The organism is Streptomyces smyrnaeus, from assembly GCF_017676345.1.
GTDB lineage: Bacteria > Actinomycetota > Actinomycetes > Streptomycetales > Streptomycetaceae > Streptomyces > Streptomyces smyrnaeus.
The window spans coordinates 24,670-46,318 of record NZ_JAFFZM010000011.1 but is presented as its reverse complement, the minus strand read 5'-3'; the positions used below and the strand labels follow the sequence as shown (position 1 = coordinate 46,318).

At 71.0% G+C, this 21,649-nt stretch carries 24 protein-coding genes; 13 read left to right on the top strand and 11 right to left on the bottom strand.

The features are described from left to right. Window positions 1–44 precede the first annotated feature (44 nt). The gene (locus JW613_RS18905; protein WP_209212009.1) at window positions 45–542 is read left to right on the top strand and encodes an NUDIX hydrolase; all 498 of its coding nucleotides are present in this window, start codon (window positions 45–47) and stop codon (window positions 540–542) included. An 88-nt stretch (window positions 543–630) separates the two neighbouring features. Here the strand turns inward: JW613_RS18905 and JW613_RS18900 are convergent, their stop codons facing one another. From JW613_RS18900 to dhaK, 3 genes are all read right to left on the bottom strand, one after another. After that, window positions 631–1,047 (bottom strand): PTS-dependent dihydroxyacetone kinase phosphotransferase subunit DhaM, encoded by a 417-nt coding sequence (locus JW613_RS18900; RefSeq protein WP_209212008.1) that lies wholly within the window; start codon window positions 1,045–1,047, stop codon window positions 631–633. A gap of 2 nt (window positions 1,048–1,049) precedes the next feature. Then, window positions 1,050–1,757, bottom strand: a complete 708-nt coding sequence (dhaL, locus tag JW613_RS18895) for a dihydroxyacetone kinase subunit DhaL (RefSeq protein ID WP_372447964.1) — start codon at window positions 1,755–1,757, stop codon at window positions 1,050–1,052. Between the two features lie 152 nt (window positions 1,758–1,909). Next, window positions 1,910–2,902, bottom strand: a complete 993-nt coding sequence (gene dhaK / locus JW613_RS18890) for a dihydroxyacetone kinase subunit DhaK (RefSeq protein ID WP_209212006.1) — start codon at window positions 2,900–2,902, stop codon at window positions 1,910–1,912. A gap of 460 nt (window positions 2,903–3,362) precedes the next feature. On the opposite strand from dhaK, the gene JW613_RS18885 reads away from it, so the two are divergent. Together JW613_RS18885 and JW613_RS18880 are read left to right on the top strand one after the other, a co-directional pair. Continuing rightward, window positions 3,363–3,953, top strand: coding sequence for a dihydrofolate reductase family protein (locus JW613_RS18885; RefSeq protein ID WP_209212005.1), 591 nt, complete (start codon window positions 3,363–3,365; stop codon window positions 3,951–3,953). A gap of 223 nt (window positions 3,954–4,176) precedes the next feature. After that, window positions 4,177–5,028, top strand: coding sequence for a LysR family transcriptional regulator (locus JW613_RS18880; protein WP_307865943.1), 852 nt, complete (start codon window positions 4,177–4,179; stop codon window positions 5,026–5,028). An 85-nt stretch (window positions 5,029–5,113) separates the two neighbouring features. Here JW613_RS18880 and JW613_RS18875 read toward each other — a convergent pair whose 3' ends face one another. After that, window positions 5,114–5,317, bottom strand: coding sequence for a cold-shock protein (locus JW613_RS18875; protein ID WP_209212004.1), 204 nt, complete (start codon window positions 5,315–5,317; stop codon window positions 5,114–5,116). A 373-nt stretch (window positions 5,318–5,690) separates the two neighbouring features. Here JW613_RS18875 and JW613_RS18870 point away from each other — a divergent pair, with 373 nt between their 5' ends. Together JW613_RS18870 and JW613_RS18865 are read left to right on the top strand one after the other, a co-directional pair. Further along, complete coding sequence (locus JW613_RS18870; RefSeq protein WP_245225939.1) at window positions 5,691–7,079, top strand: glycosyltransferase; 1,389 nt, start codon at window positions 5,691–5,693, stop codon at window positions 7,077–7,079. Between the two features lie 4 nt (window positions 7,080–7,083). Next, window positions 7,084–7,995 (top strand): DMT family transporter, encoded by a 912-nt coding sequence (locus JW613_RS18865; protein ID WP_209212003.1) that lies wholly within the window; start codon window positions 7,084–7,086, stop codon window positions 7,993–7,995. Window positions 7,996–8,138: 143 nt separating this feature from the next. On the opposite strand, the gene JW613_RS18860 is transcribed toward JW613_RS18865, so the two are convergent. Further along, window positions 8,139–8,735 carry a PepSY domain-containing protein gene (locus JW613_RS18860; protein ID WP_209212002.1) on the bottom strand — a complete coding sequence of 199 codons (597 nt, stop codon included), beginning with the start codon at window positions 8,733–8,735 and terminating at the stop codon, window positions 8,139–8,141. A gap of 552 nt (window positions 8,736–9,287) precedes the next feature. Here JW613_RS18860 and JW613_RS18855 point away from each other — a divergent pair. The 3 genes from JW613_RS18855 to JW613_RS18845 all read left to right on the top strand — a co-directional run bounded on the left by JW613_RS18855 (window position 9,288) and on the right by JW613_RS18845 (window position 12,481). After that, the gene (locus JW613_RS18855; protein WP_209212001.1) at window positions 9,288–10,775 is read left to right on the top strand and encodes an MFS transporter; all 1,488 of its coding nucleotides are present in this window, start codon (window positions 9,288–9,290) and stop codon (window positions 10,773–10,775) included. Window positions 10,776–10,881: 106 nt separating this feature from the next. Then, entirely contained in the window at window positions 10,882–11,475 is a 594-nt protein-coding gene (locus JW613_RS18850) for a helix-turn-helix domain-containing protein (protein WP_359236224.1), read from the top strand. Window positions 11,476–11,602: 127 nt separating this feature from the next. Beyond that, complete coding sequence (locus tag JW613_RS18845; RefSeq protein ID WP_209211999.1) at window positions 11,603–12,481, top strand: class I SAM-dependent methyltransferase; 879 nt, start codon at window positions 11,603–11,605, stop codon at window positions 12,479–12,481. A gap of 171 nt (window positions 12,482–12,652) precedes the next feature. Here JW613_RS18845 and JW613_RS18840 read toward each other — a convergent pair whose 3' ends face one another. After that, window positions 12,653–12,940 carry a helix-turn-helix domain-containing protein gene (locus tag JW613_RS18840; protein ID WP_209211998.1) on the bottom strand — a complete coding sequence of 96 codons (288 nt, stop codon included), beginning with the start codon at window positions 12,938–12,940 and terminating at the stop codon, window positions 12,653–12,655. Between the two features lie 192 nt (window positions 12,941–13,132). Between JW613_RS18840 and JW613_RS18835 the strand changes: the two genes are divergently transcribed. Next, window positions 13,133–13,738 carry a hypothetical protein gene (locus tag JW613_RS18835; protein ID WP_209211997.1) on the top strand — a complete coding sequence of 202 codons (606 nt, stop codon included), beginning with the start codon at window positions 13,133–13,135 and terminating at the stop codon, window positions 13,736–13,738. Window positions 13,739–13,994: 256 nt separating this feature from the next. Then, window positions 13,995–14,231: a DUF5132 domain-containing protein gene (locus JW613_RS18830; protein WP_099886278.1), complete on the top strand. Its 237-nt coding sequence runs from the start codon at window positions 13,995–13,997 to the stop codon at window positions 14,229–14,231. A 144-nt stretch (window positions 14,232–14,375) separates the two neighbouring features. On the opposite strand, the gene JW613_RS18825 is transcribed toward JW613_RS18830, so the two are convergent. Beyond that, the gene (locus tag JW613_RS18825; protein ID WP_209211996.1) at window positions 14,376–14,564 is read right to left on the bottom strand and encodes a hypothetical protein; all 189 of its coding nucleotides are present in this window, start codon (window positions 14,562–14,564) and stop codon (window positions 14,376–14,378) included. A 229-nt stretch (window positions 14,565–14,793) separates the two neighbouring features. Here JW613_RS18825 and JW613_RS18820 point away from each other — a divergent pair, with 229 nt between their 5' ends. Beyond that, window positions 14,794–15,069 (top strand): DUF5132 domain-containing protein, encoded by a 276-nt coding sequence (locus tag JW613_RS18820; RefSeq protein WP_209211995.1) that lies wholly within the window; start codon window positions 14,794–14,796, stop codon window positions 15,067–15,069. A gap of 323 nt (window positions 15,070–15,392) precedes the next feature. Here the strand turns inward: JW613_RS18820 and JW613_RS18815 are convergent, their stop codons facing one another. Continuing rightward, window positions 15,393–16,208 carry an SAM-dependent methyltransferase gene (locus JW613_RS18815; protein WP_209211994.1) on the bottom strand — a complete coding sequence of 272 codons (816 nt, stop codon included), beginning with the start codon at window positions 16,206–16,208 and terminating at the stop codon, window positions 15,393–15,395. Window positions 16,209–16,513: 305 nt separating this feature from the next. Further along, complete coding sequence (locus JW613_RS18810) at window positions 16,514–16,729, bottom strand: EF-hand domain-containing protein (RefSeq protein WP_099877873.1); 216 nt, start codon at window positions 16,727–16,729, stop codon at window positions 16,514–16,516. A gap of 242 nt (window positions 16,730–16,971) precedes the next feature. On the opposite strand from JW613_RS18810, the gene JW613_RS18805 reads away from it, so the two are divergent. Beyond that, window positions 16,972–17,418 carry a nitroreductase family deazaflavin-dependent oxidoreductase gene (locus JW613_RS18805; protein ID WP_209211993.1) on the top strand — a complete coding sequence of 149 codons (447 nt, stop codon included), beginning with the start codon at window positions 16,972–16,974 and terminating at the stop codon, window positions 17,416–17,418. 55 nt (window positions 17,419–17,473) lie between these two features. After that, window positions 17,474–18,118 (top strand): HD domain-containing protein, encoded by a 645-nt coding sequence (locus JW613_RS18800; protein WP_209211992.1) that lies wholly within the window; start codon window positions 17,474–17,476, stop codon window positions 18,116–18,118. Window positions 18,119–18,195: 77 nt separating this feature from the next. Here the strand turns inward: JW613_RS18800 and JW613_RS18795 are convergent, their stop codons facing one another. Then, window positions 18,196–19,335, bottom strand: a complete 1,140-nt coding sequence (locus JW613_RS18795; protein ID WP_209211991.1) for a pyridoxal-phosphate-dependent aminotransferase family protein — start codon at window positions 19,333–19,335, stop codon at window positions 18,196–18,198. A 155-nt stretch (window positions 19,336–19,490) separates the two neighbouring features. Next, window positions 19,491–21,575, bottom strand: coding sequence for a SpoIIE family protein phosphatase (locus JW613_RS18790; RefSeq protein WP_209211990.1), 2,085 nt, complete (start codon window positions 21,573–21,575; stop codon window positions 19,491–19,493). Between the last annotated feature and the right edge of the window lie 74 nt (window positions 21,576–21,649).

Genomic DNA, 21,649 nt, shown 5'->3' with positions numbered 1-21,649 from the left:
GTTATCTCGCGCGGGGACCACCCGCCGGGACGTAGGGTCGGGGCATGGCGACTCCCGACTTCATCCGCGATCTGCGGCGTTCCGCAGGGCACCAACTGCTCTATCTGCCCGGCGTCAGTGCCGTCGTCTTCGACGACCAGGGCCGGGTGCTTCTCGGACGGCGAGCCGACAACGGCCGGTGGTCGGTGATCGGCGGTATCCCGGAGCCCGGCGAGGAGCCGGCGGACTGCGCGGTGCGCGAGGTGTTCGAGGAGACCAATGTGCGCTGCGTGCCGGAGCGTGTCGTTCTCGTCCACGGCCGGCACGAGCCGATCACCTACCCCAACGGCGACATCTGCCAGTTCATGGACATCACCTTCCGCTGCCGCGCCGACGCAGAGGCGGCGAGCGCCGTGCGGGTCAACGACGACGAGTCCCTGGAGGTCGGCTGGTTCGGCCTGGATGAGCTGCCGACGATGAAGGAGTACGCACACTTCCGCATCAAGCAGGCCGTCCAGGAGGGCCCTGCCTGGTTCTCGACCTCCCCGCACGCGATCAGTTGACACGGGGGAGCGACACGGCCCCGCGGGGCCTGCGGACGGCGGTGCGGCGGGGCCCGAAGACGGCCGGGTCCCGCCGCCGCACCGCCGCTCAGAGCTTGCGGTAGGTGTATGCCTCCTCGGCGGCAGCGGCCACCGCCGCCAGGTCGCCGCCGCCCGCGGCAGTCACCACTGCGGCGACCGCGCCCTCGACCAGCGGGGCGTCCACCAGCCGCGCCGGCTCGGGCAGCTCGTCACCTTCGGCCAGCAGCGTCTTGACCGTCAGCACCGCACTGCCCAGATCGACCAGGAGCGCGACACCTGCTCCTTCGTCCATCCGGTGCGCGGCCTCGACGATCAGCTCCTCACTGGTGCCCAGCCCTCCGTCGGGCAGCCCGCCGGCACCGGCGACCAGCGCGTCCGGCACCCCGGCCAGCCCGGCCGCCAGCCGCGCGACGGAGTCGGCGACCTCCTTGCTGTGCGAGACCAGGACGATCCCTACCCGCTTGCCCTCGTTCGCCTCCGCCATGCTCACTCACTCCCGCCGCTGTCACTCGTTGCCGCGTCCTGCCCGGCGTCCGCTGCCGCCAGTGCGGCCACCAACAGCGCAGCCGAGGTCGCGCCGGGGTCCTGGTGCCCGATGCTGCGCTCGCCCAGATAGCTGGCCCGGCCCTTGCGGGCCTGGAGCGGCACCGTTTCCTCAGCGCCGCGCTCGGCCGCCGCCCGCGCCGCCTCGAAGTCCTTGCCGCCGCTGTCGGCCAGCGCTTCGACGGCCGGGTACAGCGCGTCGAGCATCGTCTTGTCGCCCACGGCGGCACCGCCCAGTTGCGCCACCGCATCGATCCCGGTACGCAGCGCAGCCGCCAGTTCCTCGCGGCCGACCCGCTCCCCGGTGCCGAGTGCCTTGCCGGTACGGCGCAGCAGCGTGCCGTACAGCGGGCCGGAGGCCCCGCCGACCGTGGAGACCAGCTTCCGGCCCGCCGTCATCAGCACGGCACCCGGCGTGCCGGGCACGTCCTCGCCCAGCTCCTCGCGTACCGCCTCGAAGCCGCGGCGCATATTGCCGCCGTGGTCCGCGTCCCCGATCGCCGAGTCGAGCTCGGTCAGCCGGTCGGCCTCGTGGGAGACCGCGTCCGCGGCGGTCGTCATCCAGCGTGCGAAGAAGGCGGCGTCCAGCTCTTGCGCGCCCTCGCCGCCTTCGCCGGACCCGCCGGCGTCGTTCGTCACCTTGCCGCTCACTCCTGCTCCTTCGCCGCTGTCCCGGTCGTGGTGCTGTTGATGGCACCAGCACTGCGGCGGATGCCCTGCAGTGCTGGTGCCTGCCCTCATGCTGTAACGCCGTGCTGTCCGCTGTCCGCTGATGTCGTGCCGTGGCGCCGCCCGGCGAGACCTCAGACGCCCCACCGCAGCCCCGGGGTGCGCACGGGCGCGTCCCACAGCCGCAGCAGTTCCTCGTCGGCCCGGCACAGCGTCACGGAGGCGCCCGCCATGTCCAGCGAGGTCACATAGTTGCCGACGAGAGTACGGGCGACCGGAATCCGTCGCTCAGCCAGGACCCGGTGCACCTCGCCGCAGAACCCGTACAGCTCCAGCAGCGGTGTCGAGCCCATGCCGTTGACCAGCGCCAGCACCGGTTCCTCGGGCCGCAGGTCCTCCAGCACGGCGTCGACGGCGAAGTCCGCGATCTCACCCGCGGTCATCATCGCCCGGCGCTCGCGGCCCGGTTCTCCATGGATGCCCACGCCCAACTCCAGCTCGCCCGGCGGCAGTTCGAACATCGGGCCGCCCTTGGCAGGCGTGCTGCACGCGCTCAGCGCCACTCCGAAGCTGCGCGCGGAGTCGGCCACCTGGCGCGCGATCGCCTCCACCCGCTCCAGCGGCGCTCCCTCGGCGGCGAGCGCGCCGGCGATCTTCTCGACGAACAGTGTGGCGCCGGTTCCCCGGCGTCCGGCGGTGTGCGTGCTGTCGGTGACCGCCACATCGTCTTCGACCAGCACCTTGCCGACGCGCAGCCCCTCGTCCTCGGCCAGTTCCGCGGCCATGTCGAAGTTGAGTACGTCCCCGGTGTAGTTCTTGACGATGAACAGCACGCCCTCGCCGCTGTCCACGGCCGCGGCTGCCGCGACCATCTGGTCGGGGACGGGAGAGGTGAAGATCTCGCCCGGGCACGCGGCGTCCAGCATTCCGGGCCCCACGAACCCGCCGTGCAGCGGCTCGTGCCCGGAGCCGCCACCCGAGATCAGCGCCACCTTCCCGGCGACGGGCGCGTCCCTGCGGACCACCACCCGCTTGTCCACGTCCACCGTCAGCTCGGGATGAGCCGCCGCCATCCCGCGCAGCGCGTCGGGCACCACGGACTCGGGAACGTTGATCAGCATTCTCATGTGTACCTCCGGGAGAGGGTAGCAGCTACCGCCGTGACCGGTATTTTCGCAGGTCACAACAGATTTGCGAGGGATCCAAGGTGTGTTGGTCCCGGCGCTCCGCGGCGCCTCGGAGCGGGGACTGTCGGGGCTGATACTGAGTCGTCGCTGAGTTTTCTGACAGTACGTCAGTCGAACTTCTGATCGACATTCGTCCGTATCGGACAGTCTCTCGCGCAGGACGTGGGCAGTCACGCATCTGTTACGCACGTGACACTTCGATACCCGTGTTACCTCTGGGCGGCCGGCGCGGATGGCCATGCTGCAGCCTTCTGCCGTGTGCCGGTCACGGTGGAACGCTCGGAGTCGTAGCTGCTCCGCAGCCGAGTATTGTCCCGGTCCGGATGCGCGGTGATCATAGAGCCCCCGTCGGCCGACCGGTCGGAGGGCGACCGACCTGCCGATCCACAAGGGACGTTCCGTGCGCAAACTCGTGTACTACATCGCCGCTACCCTCGACGGCTTCATCGCCGGGCCCGACGGCGCCGACCCCACAGGCCCTGACGGCTTCTGGCCGATCCCCGACGACTATGTGCAGCACCTGGCCACCGAGTATCCCGAGACGCTGCCCGCCCCGGCCAGGGAGGCACTGTCCGTCACAGCAGAGGGCACCCATTTCGACACCGTCCTCGAGGGACGCAAGTCGTACGAGATCGGCCTGGACGCCGGTATCACCGACGCCTATCCGCACCTGCGGCACCTGGTGTTCTCCACCACCCTGGCGGAGAGCCCCGACCCGGCCGTGGAGTTGGTCACCGGCGACCCGGTGGCGAAGGTGCGGGAGCTGAAGCAGGAGGACGGCAAGGACATCTGGCTGATCGGCGGCGGCGAGTTGGCGGGCGCCCTGTACGGCGAGATCGACCGGCTCATTGTCAAACTGGGCCCGCTGACCACCGGCACCGGCATACCCCTCTTCGGCCGCACGGCCGCCTTCGATCCGCGCGTCTGGAATCTCACGGGCCACACCGTTCTGGACAGCGGGGCGGCCTTCCTCACCTACACCCGCGCCTGAAGGCCGGTCCGGTCGCAGCTCAGCCTGGCTCGCATGACCTGAGCGGCATCAGGGAGACCCCATTTCCCCAACCAGTGACACGCGGCCGGACCCATGCCGGGCGGTCTCGTCCCGCCGGGTTCAGGATGGCTGCCGCACCGACACGGTGGGGCCGGTCTGCGGTGCGCTGCGACTGTCCAAGGCCGATTCCGCGACGCCGATACCTTGCGGATATCGTTGCAGTGTGGAGCTACGTACCCTGCGCTACTTCGTGGCGGTCGCGGAGGAGCTCCACTTCGGGCGGGCCGCTGCTCGGCTGCACATGAGCCAGCCGCCGCTGAGCCGGGCGATCAAGCAGCTGGAGGCCGAGGTCGGTGCCCTGCTGTTCACCCGCTCACCTGCCGGGGTCACACTCACGCCTGCGGGCGCGGTGCTGCTCGACGAGGCGCGGGCGCTGCTCGAGCAGGCCGAGCGCGTCCGCGCCCGGGTGACCGCGGCGGCCGGTGCCGCGACCCTCGACGTCGGCATCCTGGGCGACAGCACCGATCGGGGCATCACCAGGCTGGCCGCCGCCTTCCGCCGCGGCCACCCCGGCGTCGACATCCGCGTCCGCAACACCGATCTTGCCGACCCGACCTGCGGACTGCGCGCCGGGCTGGTCGATGTCGCCCTGACCCGGGCGCCGTTCGACCAGACCGCCCTGACGGTGCGCGAGCTGCGCAGCGATCCGGTCGGCGCAGTCCTGCGCGCCGACGATCCGCTGGCCCGCCGCGACCGGCTGCAGATCGCCGACCTGGGCGAGCGCCGCTGGTTCCAGTTCCCGCCGGGAACCGACCCGATCTGGCAGTCGTACTGGAACGGCGGCGTACCGCGCGAGGGCCCCGTGGTGCGCGTTGTGCAGGAGTGCCTGCAGGCCGTGCTGTGGAACGGCACGGTCGGCCTGGCCCCGCTCGGCGACGACCTGCCGGCGGAGCTGGCCGTGGTGCCGCTGACCGACATGGCGCCGAGCCGGGTGGTGGCGGTGTGGAACGAGGGCGACACCAACCCGTTGATCCGGTCGTTCGTTCGCATCGCGTCGGCCGCGTACCGTCACTGAGTGCCCCGGCAGCCGGGGCGGCCGCACCGGCTGGAGTGTTCCGCCCTGCCGCGTGTCGCAGGGCGCCGTATCGCGGCGTCCATCATCACAGGGGGCGGATGTGCTCGGCCTGGAGTCCCTTTTGTCCTTGGGTGACCTCGAACTCCACCTGCTGCCCCTCCGTCAGCTCCCGATAGCCCTCGACGTCGATGTTCGTCTGGTGGGCGAACACGTCCGGGCCGCCCTCGTCCTGTTCGATGAATCCGTAGCCCTTGTCCGAGTCGAACCACTTCACTCTTCCGGTAGGCATCCGGGGCTCCTCTCTCTGCTCCCTCGTCTGTCTGCTCCGTCGTCGAACGTGGCGCAGCCGAGGTCTCACCGGCCATACCAACGGGTACCCCGCTGCTGGCGGAGCGGCTGGTCCGGCACCGATGTGCACGCGAGTGGCGCAGCGCGGCCGACCGGAGCGGGCCGGGCGAACAACCGGCCGCAACCGCGTGTGGACGGTATTTCCCGGGTGCCCGGTACCGGATACGGCCATCCGAGCTCCGGGCGCCCGGGCGCCCGGATGCGGCCATCCGAGCTGGATCGCTGGTTACCCGGGTGACCACGGACGTGTCCACGGGCGTGTCCACCGGCTGCGTGTGCCGGGCCGACGAGGCTGGGAGGCTGGAGGGGCGTCCATGAGCGATCGGTCGAAGAGGGCACCCGCCAGTGCAGTCGGGATGCTGCGCGACGCGGGGTCGCTGTCCGGGGTGCCGTCCGTCGCGGTGCTCCTGGAACTGGTCAGAACGCCGAGCGCGGGCGGCCACGTCAAGTGCTGGGAACGGTTCGCCGAGGCGGCTGCGGCGACGAGCCCGGCAGAGCTGGGAGTCGACCTCACCGTCTACACGCTGGGTGAGGCGTCCCGTATCGAACCACTCTCGCAGGCCGTGCGCTTCGTTTCCCTGCCACCGGTGCTGAGTACGGCGCCCCTGGTCCGCGACACCGGGACCGACGTCTGCGATCTCTCGCCGCTCCACCCGGCGCTGCGCGGGCTGCTTCCCCTGCACGACGTATGGCACCTGACCCACACGTTCTCCTTCGCCAACACCGCCGTCCGGCTCCGCCGGAAGTTCCGCCGGAAGCAGCGCCGTGAGCAGCGCGGAGCGGGAACGCCGACGCTGCCCGGGTTGGTGGGCTCAGTGCACACCGATGTTCCGGCGCTCACCGTCTTCTACGTCCACGAAGTGCTCGGTTCGATGCCCGGGTGTTTGGCACCGTACGCGGTCCGGGCGCGGCTCGGTGAGCTGAGCGCCCGGCTCGTCCGGCTGCACCGTGACCGGCTGCTGCGGGCGTGCGATCGGGTTCTGGTCCCCACCGAGCAGGAACGCGCCGACACCGCAGCCGTGGTGGGTGCCGAACGGGTGTCCCTCCTCGGCCGTGGAGTCGACCACGGCCGGTTTCGTCCCGGCGGGGCCCAGCGCTCGGACATACGCGGGGAACTGACCCGGCGCCATGGCGTCCCGGCCGGCCGTACGATCGTGCTCTTCGCCGGGAGAGCCGACGCCTCCAAGCGGCTGATGCTGCTGGCGGAGGCCGTCCGGCGGCTGCGCGACGAGGGGCGGCCGGTGCACCTGGTCGTGGCCGGCGCCGGTCATGAGAGCGCACGGGTCCATAGGCTCCTCGGTCCCGATGTGACGTTGCTCGGCACGGTGAGCCAGGACCAGTTGGGACGCGTGTACGCCGGATGTGACATCTTCGCGCTGCCGTCCCGCACGGAGACGATCGGCAACGTGGTCGGCGAGGCCATGGCCTGCGGACTCCCCGTCGTCCTGCCTACCGGGGCCCGGACCACCCGGTGGCTCGCGGCACCGGGAGAGGACGGGCTCCTGGTGGCGGAGGACAACGTACTGGGCTGGGCCGCCGCGCTGGCCGAACTGGTGGAACATCCGGACGTACGTGCCGCGATGGGGCGCCGCGCCGCGGCCACCGCCCGCGCGCGTCAGCGGACGTGGTCACAGGTGCTGATCGAGGACTTGGTGCCGGTATGGCGCCAGGTGGCGCCGCCGAGCGCGTTCGGGACCGGTTGAGAACGTGCTGTGGGTTGTCACCGCCTCGCTCGCCGCCGCCGCGTGTTTCGCCGTGGCCGGGGTGCTCCAGCAGCGGGCCGCCGCCCGGCGCCCTGACGACGAAGCGCTGTCCTTCCGGCTCCTGCTGCGGCTGCTGCGGCAACCGATGTGGCTGGCCGGTATCGCACTGGCGTTCCTGGCCTACGGATTCCAAGCACTCGCCCTCGCCCGGGGTCCGCTCAGCCTCGTCCAGCCACTCATCGTCAGCGAACTCCTCTTCGCCATTCCCCTGGCGGCGTACATCCGCCGGACGCACCTGGCAGGGCGCGACTGGCTGGGCACCGCCGCGGTGACCTTCGGCCTGGCGAGCGCCCTGTCAGCCGCGCGCCCGGGCGGTGACAGCCCGACGGCGAGCCCCCAGGGGTGGCTGCTCGCGCTCGGGAGTGTCGGCGGGCTGACCGTTGGCGCCCTCCTGTGCAGCCGCGCGCTCACCGGACCGGCCCGGGCCTCCTGCATGGCTCTCGCCGGCGGCCTGGTCATGGGCCTGCAGTCCGTCCTCCTCGCCGCAACGGTCGATCAACTCGGTGAGGATCCCCTCGCGCTCCTCACCGCCTGGCAGACCTACCTGCTCGTAGCGGCGAGCATCAGCGGCCTGCTGCTGATCCAGAGCGCGTTCCAGTCCGGCCCGCTGGCCGCCACCATGCCGGTGATCGACTCCACGGAACCGGCCGTGGCCATCGTCGTGGGCACGGTGCTGTTCGGGGAACACGTACGCCTCGGCTGGCCGATGGGCGCCGTGGCAGCCGTCGGCGCCGCGCTGGCGCTGACGGGCATCGTCCTGCTGGACACCTCTCCGACCATGGGTCCGCTGACCGAGGAGGGCCGCACTCGTGGTACCGACCGCGCCCGCCCCGGTGGGGGCTCGGGGGACTCCTGAAGGACCGGTCCGGCACGAGGACCGCAAGTGGCGACGCGCGGCGCCCCTCGCGCAGGTGCGCATTGTGTGCATCGCCGGCTGAAAGTGCCGATTCCCTGCCCCGCAGCTTCTGCTCTTCCGACCTGCTCGGTCCATGGCCGTGACTACGCCCTCGGGGTCGCTTCTCCGGCCTCGCCGCGGGTGACCTTGCCGGTCTTGGCATTGATCAGCGTCTGGGCCCGCGGCGCCTCGGCGGTGGTGCCCTCGGTGACGGTGACCTTCCAGATGTCCTCGCCCTTAGTGTTCTTGCTGGTGACGGCCGAGTGCAGACGCTGCTCGGGGTGTCGCGTGCCCGCCTTCCGTACGGCTTCCTGGATCGTGACCCGGAAGCTGCCGAGCTTGTCGGCGTTGTCGTCGGGCTTCTTGTCCTCGTGCTCGCCAGTGACCTTCGTGCCGTCGTCCGAGACGCTCACGGACCACTCGGAGCCGCTCTTCGACCTGACCTTGATCTCCCACTCCGGTGTGCCCTCGTCGTCGCGCACGAGGTGATAGGCGGTGCCGCGTGGCACGGCCTCCTCCGCCGTGTCCAAGGCCGTCAGCCCGTTCCGCAGGGACGACGACAAGCCCGTCGGGGAGGCGCTGACCTCGGTGGAGAAGCTACGGGAAGGTGTGACGGAGGCTTCGTCCGGACCTGCGTACAGGGAGGAGTCGGAGGCGCGGCAAGCACTCAGCAGGCCGATGCCGAACAACAGTGTGGCCACACCGACAGGAACGCACCGCAGCGCACTGAAGGAGAGAGAACGGGACCGGAAGTTGGGCATGCTGCCCTCTGTACCACCGTGGGTGTCACCTGGAACCTGCCCGAAGCTCGTGGCGCTCTGCGGGTACACAGCCGGGGAGAACGGCCGGATACCCGAACACGGCCAAAACACCGAAGCACACGGCCGGGACCGGGACCGGACGGGGACCGGATCACCACCACGTCCGGCACCGGGGCGGCGCGCCCTGCGTGCCTCGGACCCGGTCGGCCGTCTCCTCGTGGCCGGTGCACGGCCGTCCCGTGTGGCGAACGGGTTCCGGTCGGCGGCCGACCGGACGTATGCCGCCCCGCTCCACCGGGTCCTTCAAGACGCGGGTGGGGAACGGTGTTCCATGAGCAGCAGCACTGCCGGCGCTGGGCGGGCAGGCGGCGCGAGGCGACGGACGGCCCTCGTGCGAGCTGAAAGATGCCGCAAGCGGTAGGAGAAGAACGTGCGGGAACCTCCCGCTCGCGGCCGGCGCCCAGGGCGCGGCCGGGGCAGCAGAGCGGCCCGATGACGTACGCCTGGCGGGACAGAGCGGTGCGGGCGCTGGGCGGACCGGATCAGGCGAGGGTCGTCGCGGTGCTGGGCGCCGTACTGGCCATGGACGGTGCCGACAAGGGTGCGCTGTCGGTCGCCGCGCCCGGCATCAAGACCGCGTTCGGGGTGAACAACACCGACATCGGCCTCCTGGTCTCCGTCGTCTCGCTGACGGCTGCCGTCTGCACGGTCCCGGTGGGGCTGCTCACCGACCGGGTGCGCCGGGTCCACCTGCTGGCGATCAGTACGACGCTGTGGGTGGTGGCCACGGGCATGTCGGCTCTCGCGCCCTCGTATCTGTGGCTCCTGGTCTCGCGCGCCGCGCTCGGCGCGGTCACCGCGACCGCCGGGCCCACGGTCTCCTCGCTGACAGGAGACTTCTTCCCCGCGCACAAGCGTGCCCGGATGCTCGGATTCATCCTCGGTGGCGAAATGATCGGCACCGGCCTGGGATTCGCCGCCTCCAGCCTGGTCGCGGAGTCGCTCGGCTGGCGGTTCTCCTTCTGGTGGCTCGTCGTGCCCGGCGCGCTGGTCGTGTGGGCGGTCACCCGGCTGCCCGAACCGGCCCGCGCCGAACAGAGCATGCTCCAGGCACAGCCGGACCCGGACGCCCGCACCCGGAACGGGCAGACCTCGGACAGTGAGAGCAGCGGTGCGGGAGATGAGGGCAGTGGTGACGGACTGGCCGGGCAGGCCGCGGAACGCGCGGGCGTGCAACCTGTAGCACATCTGGTGCTGCACGAGGACCCCCGGAAAAAGCCCCGATGGTGGGCCATCCGCTATGTGCTGCGGGTACGCACCAACCTCGTACTGATCACGGCCTCGGCTCTCGGCTACTTCTACTTCACCGGCCTGCGCTCCTTCGCCACCGTGTTCGTGACCGAGCACTACGGTGTCAGCACTTCCATCGCCGGATCGCTGGTGCTGGTGGTGGGCGCGGGCGCCCTGGTCGGTGTCTTCGTCGGAGGGCGCGTCGCCGACCGGCTGCTGAGCAACGGCTGGATCACCGCGCGGATCCTGGTGCCCGTCGTCGGCCTGGTCGGCGTGCCCCTGCTCGTCGCACCGGCCCTGCACACCAGCGCGCTGCTCGCGGCGCTGCCGCTGTTCATGGCCGGTGCCGTCCTGCTGGGGGCGGTCAACCCGCCACTGGACGCCGCGCGGCTGGACATCATCCATCCCTACATGTGGGGTACCGCGGAGGGCGTACGGACCTTTCTGCGCACCCTTGGTGAAGCGGCCGCGCCCACGGTGTTCGGCTTCGTCTCCGTCGCGGTCTTCGGCGGCGGCGGAACAGGGCTGGAGTACACCCTGATGGTCTTCCTCGTCGCTCTTCTCGCCTCGGCGGCGCTGGGGCTGACCGCACTGCGCACCTACCCACGGGACGTGGCCACCGTGAACGCCTCCGCGAAAGAGATCAGCGCGGGCTCCCGTTCGGCCAGCCGGAGCAGCCCTTCGGACTGACTGCTGCAGCGTGCGAGGGAGTGGAGCAGGACAGGCGGCTTCGGTTCCACAAACCTTCCCCCCCACGACCGCCCCTGGGTTGCCGTTACGGCATACGATGTTGCTCATGACGCAAGAAGGCGAAGAGCTCGACAGCCTCGTTCGCAAACGGATCCGCGCGCTGCGCGTCGCACAAGGCTGGTCCTTGGAAGAGCTGGCCAACCGCGCCAACCTCAGCCAGTCCTCACTGAGTCGTATCGAGAACGGTCGGCGCCGCCTTGCGCTGGATCAGCTCGTCATCCTCGCCCGCGCCCTGGACACCACGCTCGACCAGCTCGTCGAAACCGCCGCCGACGATGTCGTCATCAGCCCGATGATCGACGGCGCCCACGGTCTGATGCGCTGGCCCATGAAGGGCGACCCCGGCATCAGCGTGGTGCGTCAGCGGATGACCGAACCGCCGCCCGACAACCCCGCGCGTATGCGCGCCCACCCCGGCCGCGAATGGCTCGTCGTCCTGTCCGGCACCGCGAGCCTGATGCTCGGCCACCGCCGCTTCCGCATCGAGACCAACCAGGCCGCCGAGTTCCCCACGATGCTGCCCCACGCGATCGGAGCCGAGGGCGGACCGTGCGAGATCCTGGGCATCTTCGACCGCGACGCCCGCCGCGGCCACCAGTACGAGGCCGGAGACCGTGCTCCCTCGGGCGCCCGTGAGTGACGGCGCGGGCCCGCGCCACGGGACGGCCGACGCGGCGTCTTGCGCGACGGGCAGCACGGAGAGCCATCGTCTTGCGTAAAGCGAAAGCAGCCGTGCCCCTGGCGCAACACCGGCTTAGCGTGCCGGTATGACCCAAGCGCACCAGCACACGACCCACCCCGGCCTCCAGCACGACCACCACCAGGAGCACGGCGCCGACGCCGAGGGCCAAGCGGAGATCCTCGACCTGGACGCCGAGGTTCTCGCCGAGCACACGGCATCCATCACCGCATGGCTGCCGCTGAAGAGCGACCCGCGCCGGATCGTGGATCTGGGCTGCGGCACGGGGGCGGGCACCTTCGCCCTGCTCGACCGGTTCCCCGAGGCGCACATCACCGCCGTCGACACCTCCGCAGGACACCTCCAGCGCCTGCGCGACAAGGCAGTCGCCCGGGGCGTGCGGGAGCGGGTGCTCACCGTGCAGGCCGACCTCGACGATGCCGGCTGGCCCGACCTCAGCTCCCCGGACCTGGTGTGGGCCTCGGCCTCGATGCACCACATGGCCCACCCCGCGCACGCCCTGCGCAACGTCCACGACATGCTCGCGCCCGGCGGCCTGTTCGCCGTCGTGGAACTGGCCGGCTTCCCCCGATTCCTGCCCGAAGACGCCCCAGAGGACAGGCCCGGCCTCGAAGAGCGCTGCCACGCCGCGACCGACCGCTTCCACGCCGAGCACGTCCCCCACCGCGGCGCCGACTGGGGGCCGATGCTGACCGCCGCCGGGTTCACGGTCGAGGGCGAACGCACCATCGCCGTCAACATCGAAGGCTCCCGCAGTGAAGCGGTCGGTCGCTATGCGCTCGGCAGCCTGCGACGCATCCGCGGCACCGCCGCCCAGGCGCTCTCCACCGAGGACCTCGCCGCGCTCGACCAACTCCTCGACACCGGTAGCCCGCACAGCATCCTGCGCCGGGACGACCTGGCGGTGCGCACCGAGCGCACCGTGTGGGCCGCACGCCGGACCTGATCCTCGGCGTCTCCGGTCGCCCACCACACGGCCGACGCAGCCCGACACGACGTGGCGCGACGCGACGCGACGCGCGCGACGTGGCGCGGCTGTCGTCGGGCGCCCTGCCGAAGCAGTCGGGAAGCCGAAGAAGCGTGCAAGTCCCGGCTCCGGGCCAACTGATGGCCGCTGTCAGGCCGAGAGAGCCGGCTCGGCCCGGGTCGCGTCCGTGTCCGGGCTCGGGGCGCACGCCGCCGCCAGGACATCCATGGACACCTGCAGCGTGGCGGCGAGAGCGGCGACGGTGAAGAAGGCCGGAGTTGGTGCACGTCCGGTTTCGATCTTGCGCAGCGTCTCCGCCGAGACGCCGGCCGCCGCGGCGACTTCCACCATGCTGCGGTCGCCCCGTGCCTGACGCAGCAGTGCGCCGAACCGCTCACCGCGTTCCCGTTCCCACGGAGTCAAAGGAGTCCTCACCATGCTCGTGATACTAGAACCGGTACAGGAATCGGAGTCTCGACCGGGCGTCGTCGCGCTCCGGATGCAGCTGTGCGTCCCAATGCCCCCGCATCACCCCTATGGATGCGTTTTGCCCGGATTTCTTGATCGGGCCCACCTGCGCGGATTTTGCTTGCTCCGCATCGACTCGCCCCTTCAGGGAGGAGACCTTTCGTGGCCGTCCGAATTCCCGCGCGTCAGCTGGGTTCCGCGCTTGTCGCAGTCGCCGCCGTTGCGGCTGCTCTACCGGCCCTGCCCGCGTACGCGGCGCAGGCCCCCGCCCCCGCACCGGACCAGGCCGCCGTCGCGGCGAGCGTGTCCTGCCAGGCCGGGGGTAGGGCGTACTTCTCGCCCGGCCTGCTTCCGGTGCCTGTGCCCAGGGAGACCAACGTGCAGTACAGCGGGCAGGACCGCACCTGCAGCGGATCGACGCCCGAGGGCGGGCAGATCGCCACGGCCAAATTCAACGGGGCGTTCGACGCGCCCATGTCGTGCGTGGTCGGCGGGGGCGACGTCCCGACCGAGGGCGCAGGCACGATCGAGTGGAAGACCAAGGACGGTAAGAGTCTCAAGAGCACCCTCTCGCTGACCATCTCGGGGCAGATGTTCAACAGCGCCACCGTCGACGGGAGCGTCACCGACGGCGCGTTCGCCGGCGCCAGGCTCCACGGCAAGTTCCGCGTCGATCTGCTCAAGGAGGGCATCAACTGTGCTGGTCAGTCGTTCTTCGGCGGTCTGAAGCAGGCGCCCTTCGACGGCTCCTTCAGCATCAACGGTTGAGGCCGTTCCGGCCCGCGTGGCGGACGGCCGCGCTCATCCGTCCGCCACGCGGCGGTGCCCGACTTCGCCGCTCGGCGGGCACGTCACACGCCCTGCACCCCATCGGTCGGTTGACTGAAAAGGGGTGAATCCATGGCGGCGAATACCCGTACGGGTGAATCCGGGAAGCCGGGCGTGATCTGTGGCCTAGGCTTCAGCCTGCGTATCCCGCTTCCCCGGAGAGGAAACGAATCCTATGCCCGTACTTCCTGCCTTCATGGCGGGTATTCTCGTATCCGCACTCGCGAAGAAGGTGGCCAAGCCTGCTGTCCGTGGTGTGGTGAAAACATCGCTGAAGCTGGCTGCGGATACCCGTCGGGCCGCTCACGAACTCAACGACGAACTGCGTGATATCGCCGCCGAGGCGGGCGCCGAGGTTGTTCTGGACGACATTGCCGAGCCGGAGCGGAAGACGGTTCCCAAGAGCCGCTCCGCCACGTCGAAGGCGCGCTGAGTCCACGGCGCGCCGGGGGGCGTCGTGCACGCTCTTCCGGCGCCGATCCGCCACATGGCGCGGAGCCGGGCGCCGTTGCCCTCGACGGGCAGCGGCGCCCACTTCGCTCGTCGGGCTCAGCCCCGGTCGCTCAACATCGGGTTCTCACGACAGCTTGCTCTTGAGCATGTCGAGATAGAAGGGCAGCCGGTCCACGGCCTTCTTCGCCACCGGGAACACCTGAACGGTGTCGTTCACCAGATCGGTCACCGTCAATGTGTACCGCCCGTCCTCGTGCCGCACCTGGGCGGAGTAGAGCACGTTGTCCGTTGTGGTCTCTGTCTTCTGGGACATGGGTCCTTCCAGATCGGATCCGCGCGTCCGCGCGTTTCCTAGAAAATAACAGCCTCAATTTTCCCCACGGCCCCGCCTTTCACATTGGAACGGAAAAGCTCGATATCGACCGTTGAATACTCGAAAGGGTGAAAGGGATGGGCCGCCCTGGCTGGGTGCTCGTTGGCCCCTTATGCTCGAAATGGCAGAGGGTCCGCGAACGGAAAAGGTCTGAGAGGAACGAATCGCCATGCCTCCCGTATTTCCTGTCTTCGTGGTCGGAGTGATCTCCGCTCCACTCGTCAAGAAGGTACTCAGGCCGGTCGTCCGAGGCGCTGTCAAGACGTCGGTGAAATTGGCCGCGGACGCGAAGCGCGCCGCTCACGAGGTGAACGAGGGGCTGTACGACATCGCAGCCGAGGCGAGCGCGGAAGTCCTCGGCCCCAAGGAGCAGCCCGCCGAGGAACAAGGGCAGAGCGGCAAGAAGCCCCGACCGGGCGCGGCGAAGGCGAAAGTGAACGCCTGAGGGCGGTACGCCACCGCACTCCGCGTCCTCCGTCGGACCCCGCCGCCCAACTCCGGCCATGCGGCCCCGGACTGCGCGCCGTCGGTCCATGCGTTCGCCGGCTGCGCGCCGGTGCCTAGAGCGGCCAGTCTTCCACCAGCGCGTCCAGATGCGCGTAGAAACCCGTGACTGCCTCGGCGGGCAGGCCGTCGAGTGCACGGTTCTCCACATCGGCCAGGGTCCGGGTGATGACGGCGGTCGCCGCCCCCCCGCGTGTTGCGGTCCGCCCGGTTCGTGCCGGGTCCGTTCGTGCCGGTGGAGGGATCCGGTCGGCCAGTGGGCTCTCAGTCGGGCTTGCGGGCCAAGGCGCCGTACATGGCGATGTCCTCGTCACGTACGGGCTCGTCGTCCGGACCGGGGCGCCACTTGTGGACCTGGACCACGCCGGGGTCCACCAGTTCGAGACCGGTGAAGAAATCGGACGCCTCCTGATGTGTCCGCAGAACCATCGGCATCCCCTCCGCCGCGTACTGCTCGGCGACCCGACCGACCTCCTCCGGCGCGAAGTCGGCGGTACCGATGGTCGCGGCGAGATAGCTGCCGGCCGGCAGCGGTTCCAGCAGCCTGCGGAGCAGCCCGTGGTCGTCGTCCGAGGGATGGATGAAGTGCAGCATCCCGATGACCAGCAGCGCGATCGGCTCGTCGAGGTCCAAGGTGGCTCGGAACTCGGCGGAGCCGAGGATGGCGTCCGGGTCCCGCATGTCCGCGTGGACGTAGGTGGTACGACCCTGCGGGGTGCTGGCGAGCAGCGCTTGCGCGTAGTTCAACACGATCGGGTCGTTGTCGACGTAGACGACCTGGGCCGTGGGCTCCACCTCCTGGACGACCTCGTGGAGGTTGGGAGAGGTGGGCAGTCCGGTGCCGATGTCCAGGAACTGCCGAATTCCCCGTTCGCGCGCGAGGTAGCGGCTCGCGCGCAGCATGAAAGCCCGGTTGGCCCTCATATGCACCGGTAGCGCGGGCCAGACCTGGATCATGGCGTCACCGGCCGCGACGTCGGCCTCGTAGTGGTTCTTGCCGCCCAGGATGTAGTCGTAGACCCGCGCGGAGTGCGCCGTGCCGGTGTTGAGTGGCCGCTGCTCGTCCCCGATTTCCGCCATCAGTGCCCCACGCAATCCGCCCCGGTGGTCCGCCGGGGCCAACGATCTGTTGACCGCCACTCTACGGCGGCCCTCCGGGCGGGCCACGGCGAGGGCAGCCGGCACGGTGCCGTGCCGTGTGCCTCAACCTCCGTGCGGCGTACGTGCCTTGGGGTACCGGGCCGACCGGATTCCGCTTCCGCAGGCGGCGGCGCGCCGGGTCGGGGCCGGAACGACAGGAGGCGGCCGCCCGCTGGGGCGGCCGCCGGGTGCGCGCGAGGGCGGGATGCCGTGGGACACCCGCCCTCACCGGCTCTCGGACTTCGTCAGAGGTCCTTGGCCTTCTCGAAGAACTCCTCGAAGGACAGAACGCCGTCGCCGTTCCCGTCCCGTGTCTTCACGATGGCCTCCGCGAGGCTCACGGTGTAGTGCCGGTCTCCCAGCTCCACCATGGCCTGCTGGAACTCGACCGGGGTGACGTAGCCGTCGCCGTTCCGGTCGAATTTGTCAAAGGTCTTGCGTGCGTCCTCTATTCGGGCCACGGGAGCCTCTACCTCCGGGTGAATGTACCGATCACGTGCCCATCGGCACGTTCCCCGCCACGCTATCCCCGCCCCGTGCGGGCGTCTCGGCCGACCCTGGCCCGCTCCTCGGTACGTGTACGCCACCCTCGCCTGTGGTAAGCCGGGAAGGCCACGGCTGAGCAGGCCGCAGCCGGGCAGAGCCCAAAGGGTCCGACCGGACCCGGGCAGTGGAGCAGAACCGATGAGGGGACGTACGCAGCATGCCGATCGAGGGTGAGTACGAGCCGAGCCCCGAGCAGTGGGTGCGGGACCAGGTCGAGCTGTACGAGCGCTCCGGTGGTACCGAGGGCACGACGATGCGGGGTATGCCCGTCGTCGTCCTGACCACCAAGGGCGCCAAGAGCGGCAAGGTCCGCAAGACGCCGCTGATGCGGGTGGAGCACGGCGGGAAGTACGCGGTGGTGGCATCACTGGGCGGGGCTCCCACCCACCCGGTCTGGTATCACAACGTGGTCGCCGACCCCCGCGTCGAGCTCCAGGACGGGCCCGTGCGGCAGGACATGACGGCGCGCGAGGTCACCGGCGAGGAGAAGGCCGTGTGGTGGAAGCGTGCCGTGGAGGCGTATCCCGACTACGCCGACTACCAGCGCAAGACCGACCGGGAGATCCCGGTCCTCGTTCTGGAACCCACCCCCGGCGGCCACTGACCGCACCGCGGGCGGCACCGACGAGCGGCGGTACGAAAAAGGAGGCCGAAGGCCGATGGCTGAACAGCACGGACCGGCAGGGGTGAGCGTGCCGGACTCCCGACTTGCCGCGGAGGCCACCGAACTGGTGCGCGACACCACCGGCGATCTGATCTACGACCATTCGCGCCGGGTGTACTTCTTCGGCAGCCTCCTGGGACGCGCCCGCCGGCTCGACTTCGATCCGGAACTGCTCTATGTCGCAGCGCTCTTCCACGATGTGGGCCTGGGGGAGCCGTTCCACGACAGCGGGCGGCGCTTCGAGGTGGACAGCGCGGAAGAGGCCCGCCGCTTCCTGGAGGCCCGCCGGGTTCCCGAGGACGCCGTCCGGCGCGTGTGGACGGCGATCGCCCTGCACACCACCCCGGGCATCCCGGAGTTCATGGAACCCGAGGTGGCGTTGGTGGCGGCCGGTGTGGAGTACGACGTGCTCGGCCTCGCGTACGACGAGATCGACGCGGCGGACCGCGAGGCCGTGGTCGCCATGCACCCACGCCCGGCGTTCAAGCAGCGCATCCTGCGGGCGTTCGCCGACGGTGTGGAGCCGAAGCCGGAGACGGCGTTCGGCAATGTGAAGGCCGACGTCCTCGCCCACTACGACCCGCACTTCCGGCGTGGCGACTTCGTCCGCGCCGTGCTGGAGTCGCCCTGGCCGGAGTGAGCAGCGGGCCGCGAGATACCTCGCGGCCCGCGGGCACGACCCGCCGGGAGCGGTCCGCCCCGACTGCTCCTCGCGGGTCAGGCCGCGAAGGTGTCGCCCCAGGCCGCGTCCGCCGCGTCGAGGGCCCGGCCCTGCGCGCTCTCGGCGCCGGCCACACCCAGCGTGTGCAGTCCGGTGGCCAGGGCCCGCACCGAGTCCAGCACCAGCGTGCGCTCGGCCGCCTGTCCGTAGTGGTTGACGCGCAGCACCTCCGCGGCCAACGGCCCCGCAGCGGCCTGCAGCGGTACCCGCGCGTCGGCCTTGAGCGCGGCGGCCACCACCTCGCGCGCGTCCACGCCCTCCGCCGGTGCGCGCAGCGTCGTCGCCGCCGGGGCCGCGTCCTGGTCCCGCACCACGTACGGGTCGAGTCCGGGCAGTTCCCGTGCGCCCGCCCGCACCGCCGCCGACGCCGCCCGGTGCCGGGCGATGGACGCGTCCAGGCCCTCCGCGACCACGCGGTCGACGGCCTGCTCCAGCGCCAGCATCTCCAACTGCGCCGGGGCGTGCGGCAGTGCCGTCCGGCCGCCGTCGAGCCAGCGTTCCTTCCAGTCGAGCAGTGACAGGTACGAGCGGCGCGGCGCCTGCTCGTTCGCGGCGATCCGCTCCCATGCCCGCGCGCTGACCGACACGGCCGAGACCCCCGCGGGGCCCGCCAGCGCCTTCTGGCCGCCGATGACGCACAGGTCCACTCCCCAGGCGTCGGTCAGCAGCGGCTCGGCACCCACCGACGCGACCGCGTCCAGCATCAGCAGCGCGCCGTGCTCGCGCACCACCGCACCGATCTCCGCGACGGGGTTGGTGTTGCCGGTCGCCGCCTCGGCATGGACGAGGCTCACCAGACCGATCTCCGGGTTCTCCCGCAGCGCCCGGGCGATCTGCTCCGGGGCGACGGCACCGCTGAACGGCGCGGTCACGGTGACGACCTCCGCTCCGCACGAGCGCAGCCAGCCGCCGAACGTCTCCCCGTAGGGCCCGGTGATCACATTGAGGGCCGTGCTGCCGCGTGGCGCCGCCGAGCGGATGCACGCCTCCAGTGGCAGCAGCGCCTCGCCCTGCATCGCCACGACATCGCAGCGGGTCCGCAGCAACGAGGCGATCTTGTCCTCGACGGCGGCGAAATGCTCCGCGGACAGCGGGGGCAGATCCAGCAGGGACGGGTGCTCGGTGTTCGCAGTCACGGTCGCCTTCCAGCCATGACGGGCCGCATCCTGCCACGGCCCCGTTACCGCCCGACCCTACGTCCGCGGTCGGCCGGTCCCGCGTTCACCCCTGGCGCGTCCTGCGCCGCCGCCTCCCGGTCCGCGTCCGAGCGCCCCCGCCGCCCGGCCCTTCGTCACTCCGTGGGACTCATCAGCAGCAGCGCCACGTCGTCGTGGTTGTCCGGGCTGCGCAGCGATTCGAGGAGGTGGTCGCAGACGGCTTCCAGGGAGCGGCCGGAACCGGCCTCGGTGCGCAGCAGGTCCAGCAGCACTTCCAGCCGGTCCTCGATGTCGTCGCGCCGGGTCTCGATCAGTCCGTCCGTGTACAGCACCAGCAGGTCGCCCGGGTGGAGGTCGACGGCGACGGTGCCGTGCTCGCCTCCGCCGATGCCCAGCGGCGGGCCCGTGGGCAGCTCGACCAGCCGGGGCTCGCCCCGCGCGGGCACCAGTACGGGTGGCAGATGGCCGGCGGACGCGACCCGGCACCGGTGGCGGTGGGGATCGTAGACCGCGTACAGGCAGGTGGCGAAGTACGGGTCGAGACCGGCGGTGATCTGGTCGAGGTGGCGGAGCACGTCACCCGGCGGCAGCGCCAGCCGGGCCAGCGTCTGGGTCGCGGTGCGCAGCCGCCCCATGGTGGCGGCGGCGGTGACGCCGCTGCCCATCACGTCGCCGACCACCAGCGCGGTGCACTCCTCCGCCAGTTGGAGGACGTCGAACCAGTCGCCGCCGATCTCGCTGTGTGCTCCGGCCGGTTGGTAGCGGGAGGCGATGCGCAGTCTGGTGGAGGTGGTGGCAGGCGTCGGCAGCATGCTGCGCTGCAGGGTGAGGGCGATGTTGTGCTGCTGCCGGTAGAGGCGGGCGTTGTCGATGCAGACGGCGGCGCGGCCGGCGAGCTCGCAGGCGAGGATGGTGTCGTCGTGGTCGAACGGCTTGGGATTGCGGGTGCGCTTGAGATCCAGCGCGCCCAGTACCTCGCCGCGGGCGATCAGGGGCACCGCGAGATAGGAGTGGACGCCCGCGCGTGCCAGCAGAGCGGCGGAGTCCTCGTCGCGGGCGATGCCGCGCAGGTCCTCCTGCTGGACGGCGGGCACGGCGACCGGCTGACCGGTGGCGACACAGCGGGTGATGAGCCGCTCGGCGCTGTAGCGGGCGGCCTGGCCCGGCGGGTCGGCGGCCTCGGCCGCGACGGTGGGGTAGGCGGAGACCAGCGCGAGCGCGCGGAAGGTGGCGGTCTCCTCCTCGGGGATGCGGACGGGCTGGTCCTGTACGGCGGCGTCGAGCACATCGACGGCGGCGATGTCCGCCAGCTCGGGCACGGTGATCTCGGCCAGCTCGCGGGCCGTCTGCTCCAGATCGAGCGTGGTGCCGATGCGTACGGACGCTTCGGCCAGGTGCGAGAGGCGCTGTCGGGCCTGCTCGGCCTGGATCGCCGCCTTGTGCCGCTCGGTGATGTCGGTGACCGAGATGGACAGCCCCAGCGGTCGTCCGCCGGAGTCGTCGAGCCGGTAGACGGAGACGGACCAGGCGTGGCCCTCGCCCGCCGGGGTCTCGCCGCCCAGCACCTCCCGGTCCATGACCGGCTCGCCCGTCTCCAGGACCCGCCGCAGCACGGCGTCGGCGTCCCTGGCGTGCGACGGGGGCAGCACCTCGCGGACGGTCCTGCCCAGATGCTCCTCCTCGCTGATCCCGTCGAGTCGGGCGAGGGCGGGGTTGACGGAGACGTACCGCAGATCGGTGTCCAGGACCGCGATACCCATGGGGGACTGCTGGATCAGCAGCGTCGAGAAGGCCAGGTCGCGCTCGACCTCGCGCAGCGCGGCCCGGTCGGTCACCAGGCCCAGCGCGTAGACGGCGCTCTGGTCGTCGTGGAGCCGCATGTTGCGGAACTCGAAGAGCCGGACCCGGCCGTCCTTGCATTTGACGGGGAAGACCCCCGCCCAGCTCTTCCCCTCCCGCATCACCTGGTCGAACAGGCGGAGCACGAGTTCGATCTGCTCGTCCGGTACCAGCAGCGGGGCCGCGTACCGGCCCAGCGCCTCCGCCGCCGTATACCCGAACAACTGCTCGGCCTGCGGGCTCCACAGCACGATCCGCCCCCGCTCGTCCAGCACCACGGCACCGACAGCCAGCACATCCAGGAGCCCGCCGGGCGGGGAGAGGCTCACCCCTACCGCGCCGTCGGCGTCCTCCTCGGGCGGCTCCTCGCGGTTCCTCACGACGACGGCTACCTCCCTGGCCCGGGCCGTACCCCTCCCATCCTCCCTCCCGGACCGCGGGAGTGCCCCTCGAC

What these genes read in the sequence shown, in the direction of transcription:
- JW613_RS18875 (WP_209212004.1), bottom strand. Translation starts at nt 5,317, where the DNA reads ATGCCTACCGGAAGAGTGAAGTGGTTCGACTCGGACAAGGGCTACGGA.
- JW613_RS18845 (WP_209211999.1), top strand. Translation starts at nt 11,603, where the DNA reads ATGACCCAAGCGCACCAGCACACGACCCACCCCGGCCTCCAGCACGAC.
- JW613_RS18820 (WP_209211995.1), top strand. Translation starts at nt 14,794, where the DNA reads ATGCCTCCCGTATTTCCTGTCTTCGTGGTCGGAGTGATCTCCGCTCCA.
- JW613_RS18900 (WP_209212008.1), bottom strand. Translation starts at nt 1,047, where the DNA reads ATGGCGGAGGCGAACGAGGGCAAGCGGGTAGGGATCGTCCTGGTCTCG.
- JW613_RS18840 (WP_209211998.1), bottom strand. Translation starts at nt 12,940, where the DNA reads ATGGTGAGGACTCCTTTGACTCCGTGGGAACGGGAACGCGGTGAGCGG.
- JW613_RS18800 (WP_209211992.1), top strand. Translation starts at nt 17,474, where the DNA reads ATGGCTGAACAGCACGGACCGGCAGGGGTGAGCGTGCCGGACTCCCGA.
- JW613_RS18830 (WP_099886278.1), top strand. Translation starts at nt 13,995, where the DNA reads ATGGCGGGTATTCTCGTATCCGCACTCGCGAAGAAGGTGGCCAAGCCT.
- JW613_RS18825 (WP_209211996.1), bottom strand. Translation starts at nt 14,564, where the DNA reads ATGTCCCAGAAGACAGAGACCACAACGGACAACGTGCTCTACTCCGCC.
- JW613_RS18905 (WP_209212009.1), top strand. Translation starts at nt 45, where the DNA reads ATGGCGACTCCCGACTTCATCCGCGATCTGCGGCGTTCCGCAGGGCAC.
- JW613_RS18815 (WP_209211994.1), bottom strand. Translation starts at nt 16,208, where the DNA reads ATGGCGGAAATCGGGGACGAGCAGCGGCCACTCAACACCGGCACGGCG.
- JW613_RS18850 (WP_359236224.1), top strand. Translation starts at nt 10,882, where the DNA reads ATGACGCAAGAAGGCGAAGAGCTCGACAGCCTCGTTCGCAAACGGATC.
- JW613_RS18870 (WP_245225939.1), top strand. Translation starts at nt 5,691, where the DNA reads ATGAGCGATCGGTCGAAGAGGGCACCCGCCAGTGCAGTCGGGATGCTG.
- JW613_RS18805 (WP_209211993.1), top strand. Translation starts at nt 16,972, where the DNA reads ATGCCGATCGAGGGTGAGTACGAGCCGAGCCCCGAGCAGTGGGTGCGG.
- dhaK (WP_209212006.1), bottom strand. Translation starts at nt 2,902, where the DNA reads ATGAGAATGCTGATCAACGTTCCCGAGTCCGTGGTGCCCGACGCGCTG.
- JW613_RS18855 (WP_209212001.1), top strand. Translation starts at nt 9,288, where the DNA reads ATGACGTACGCCTGGCGGGACAGAGCGGTGCGGGCGCTGGGCGGACCG.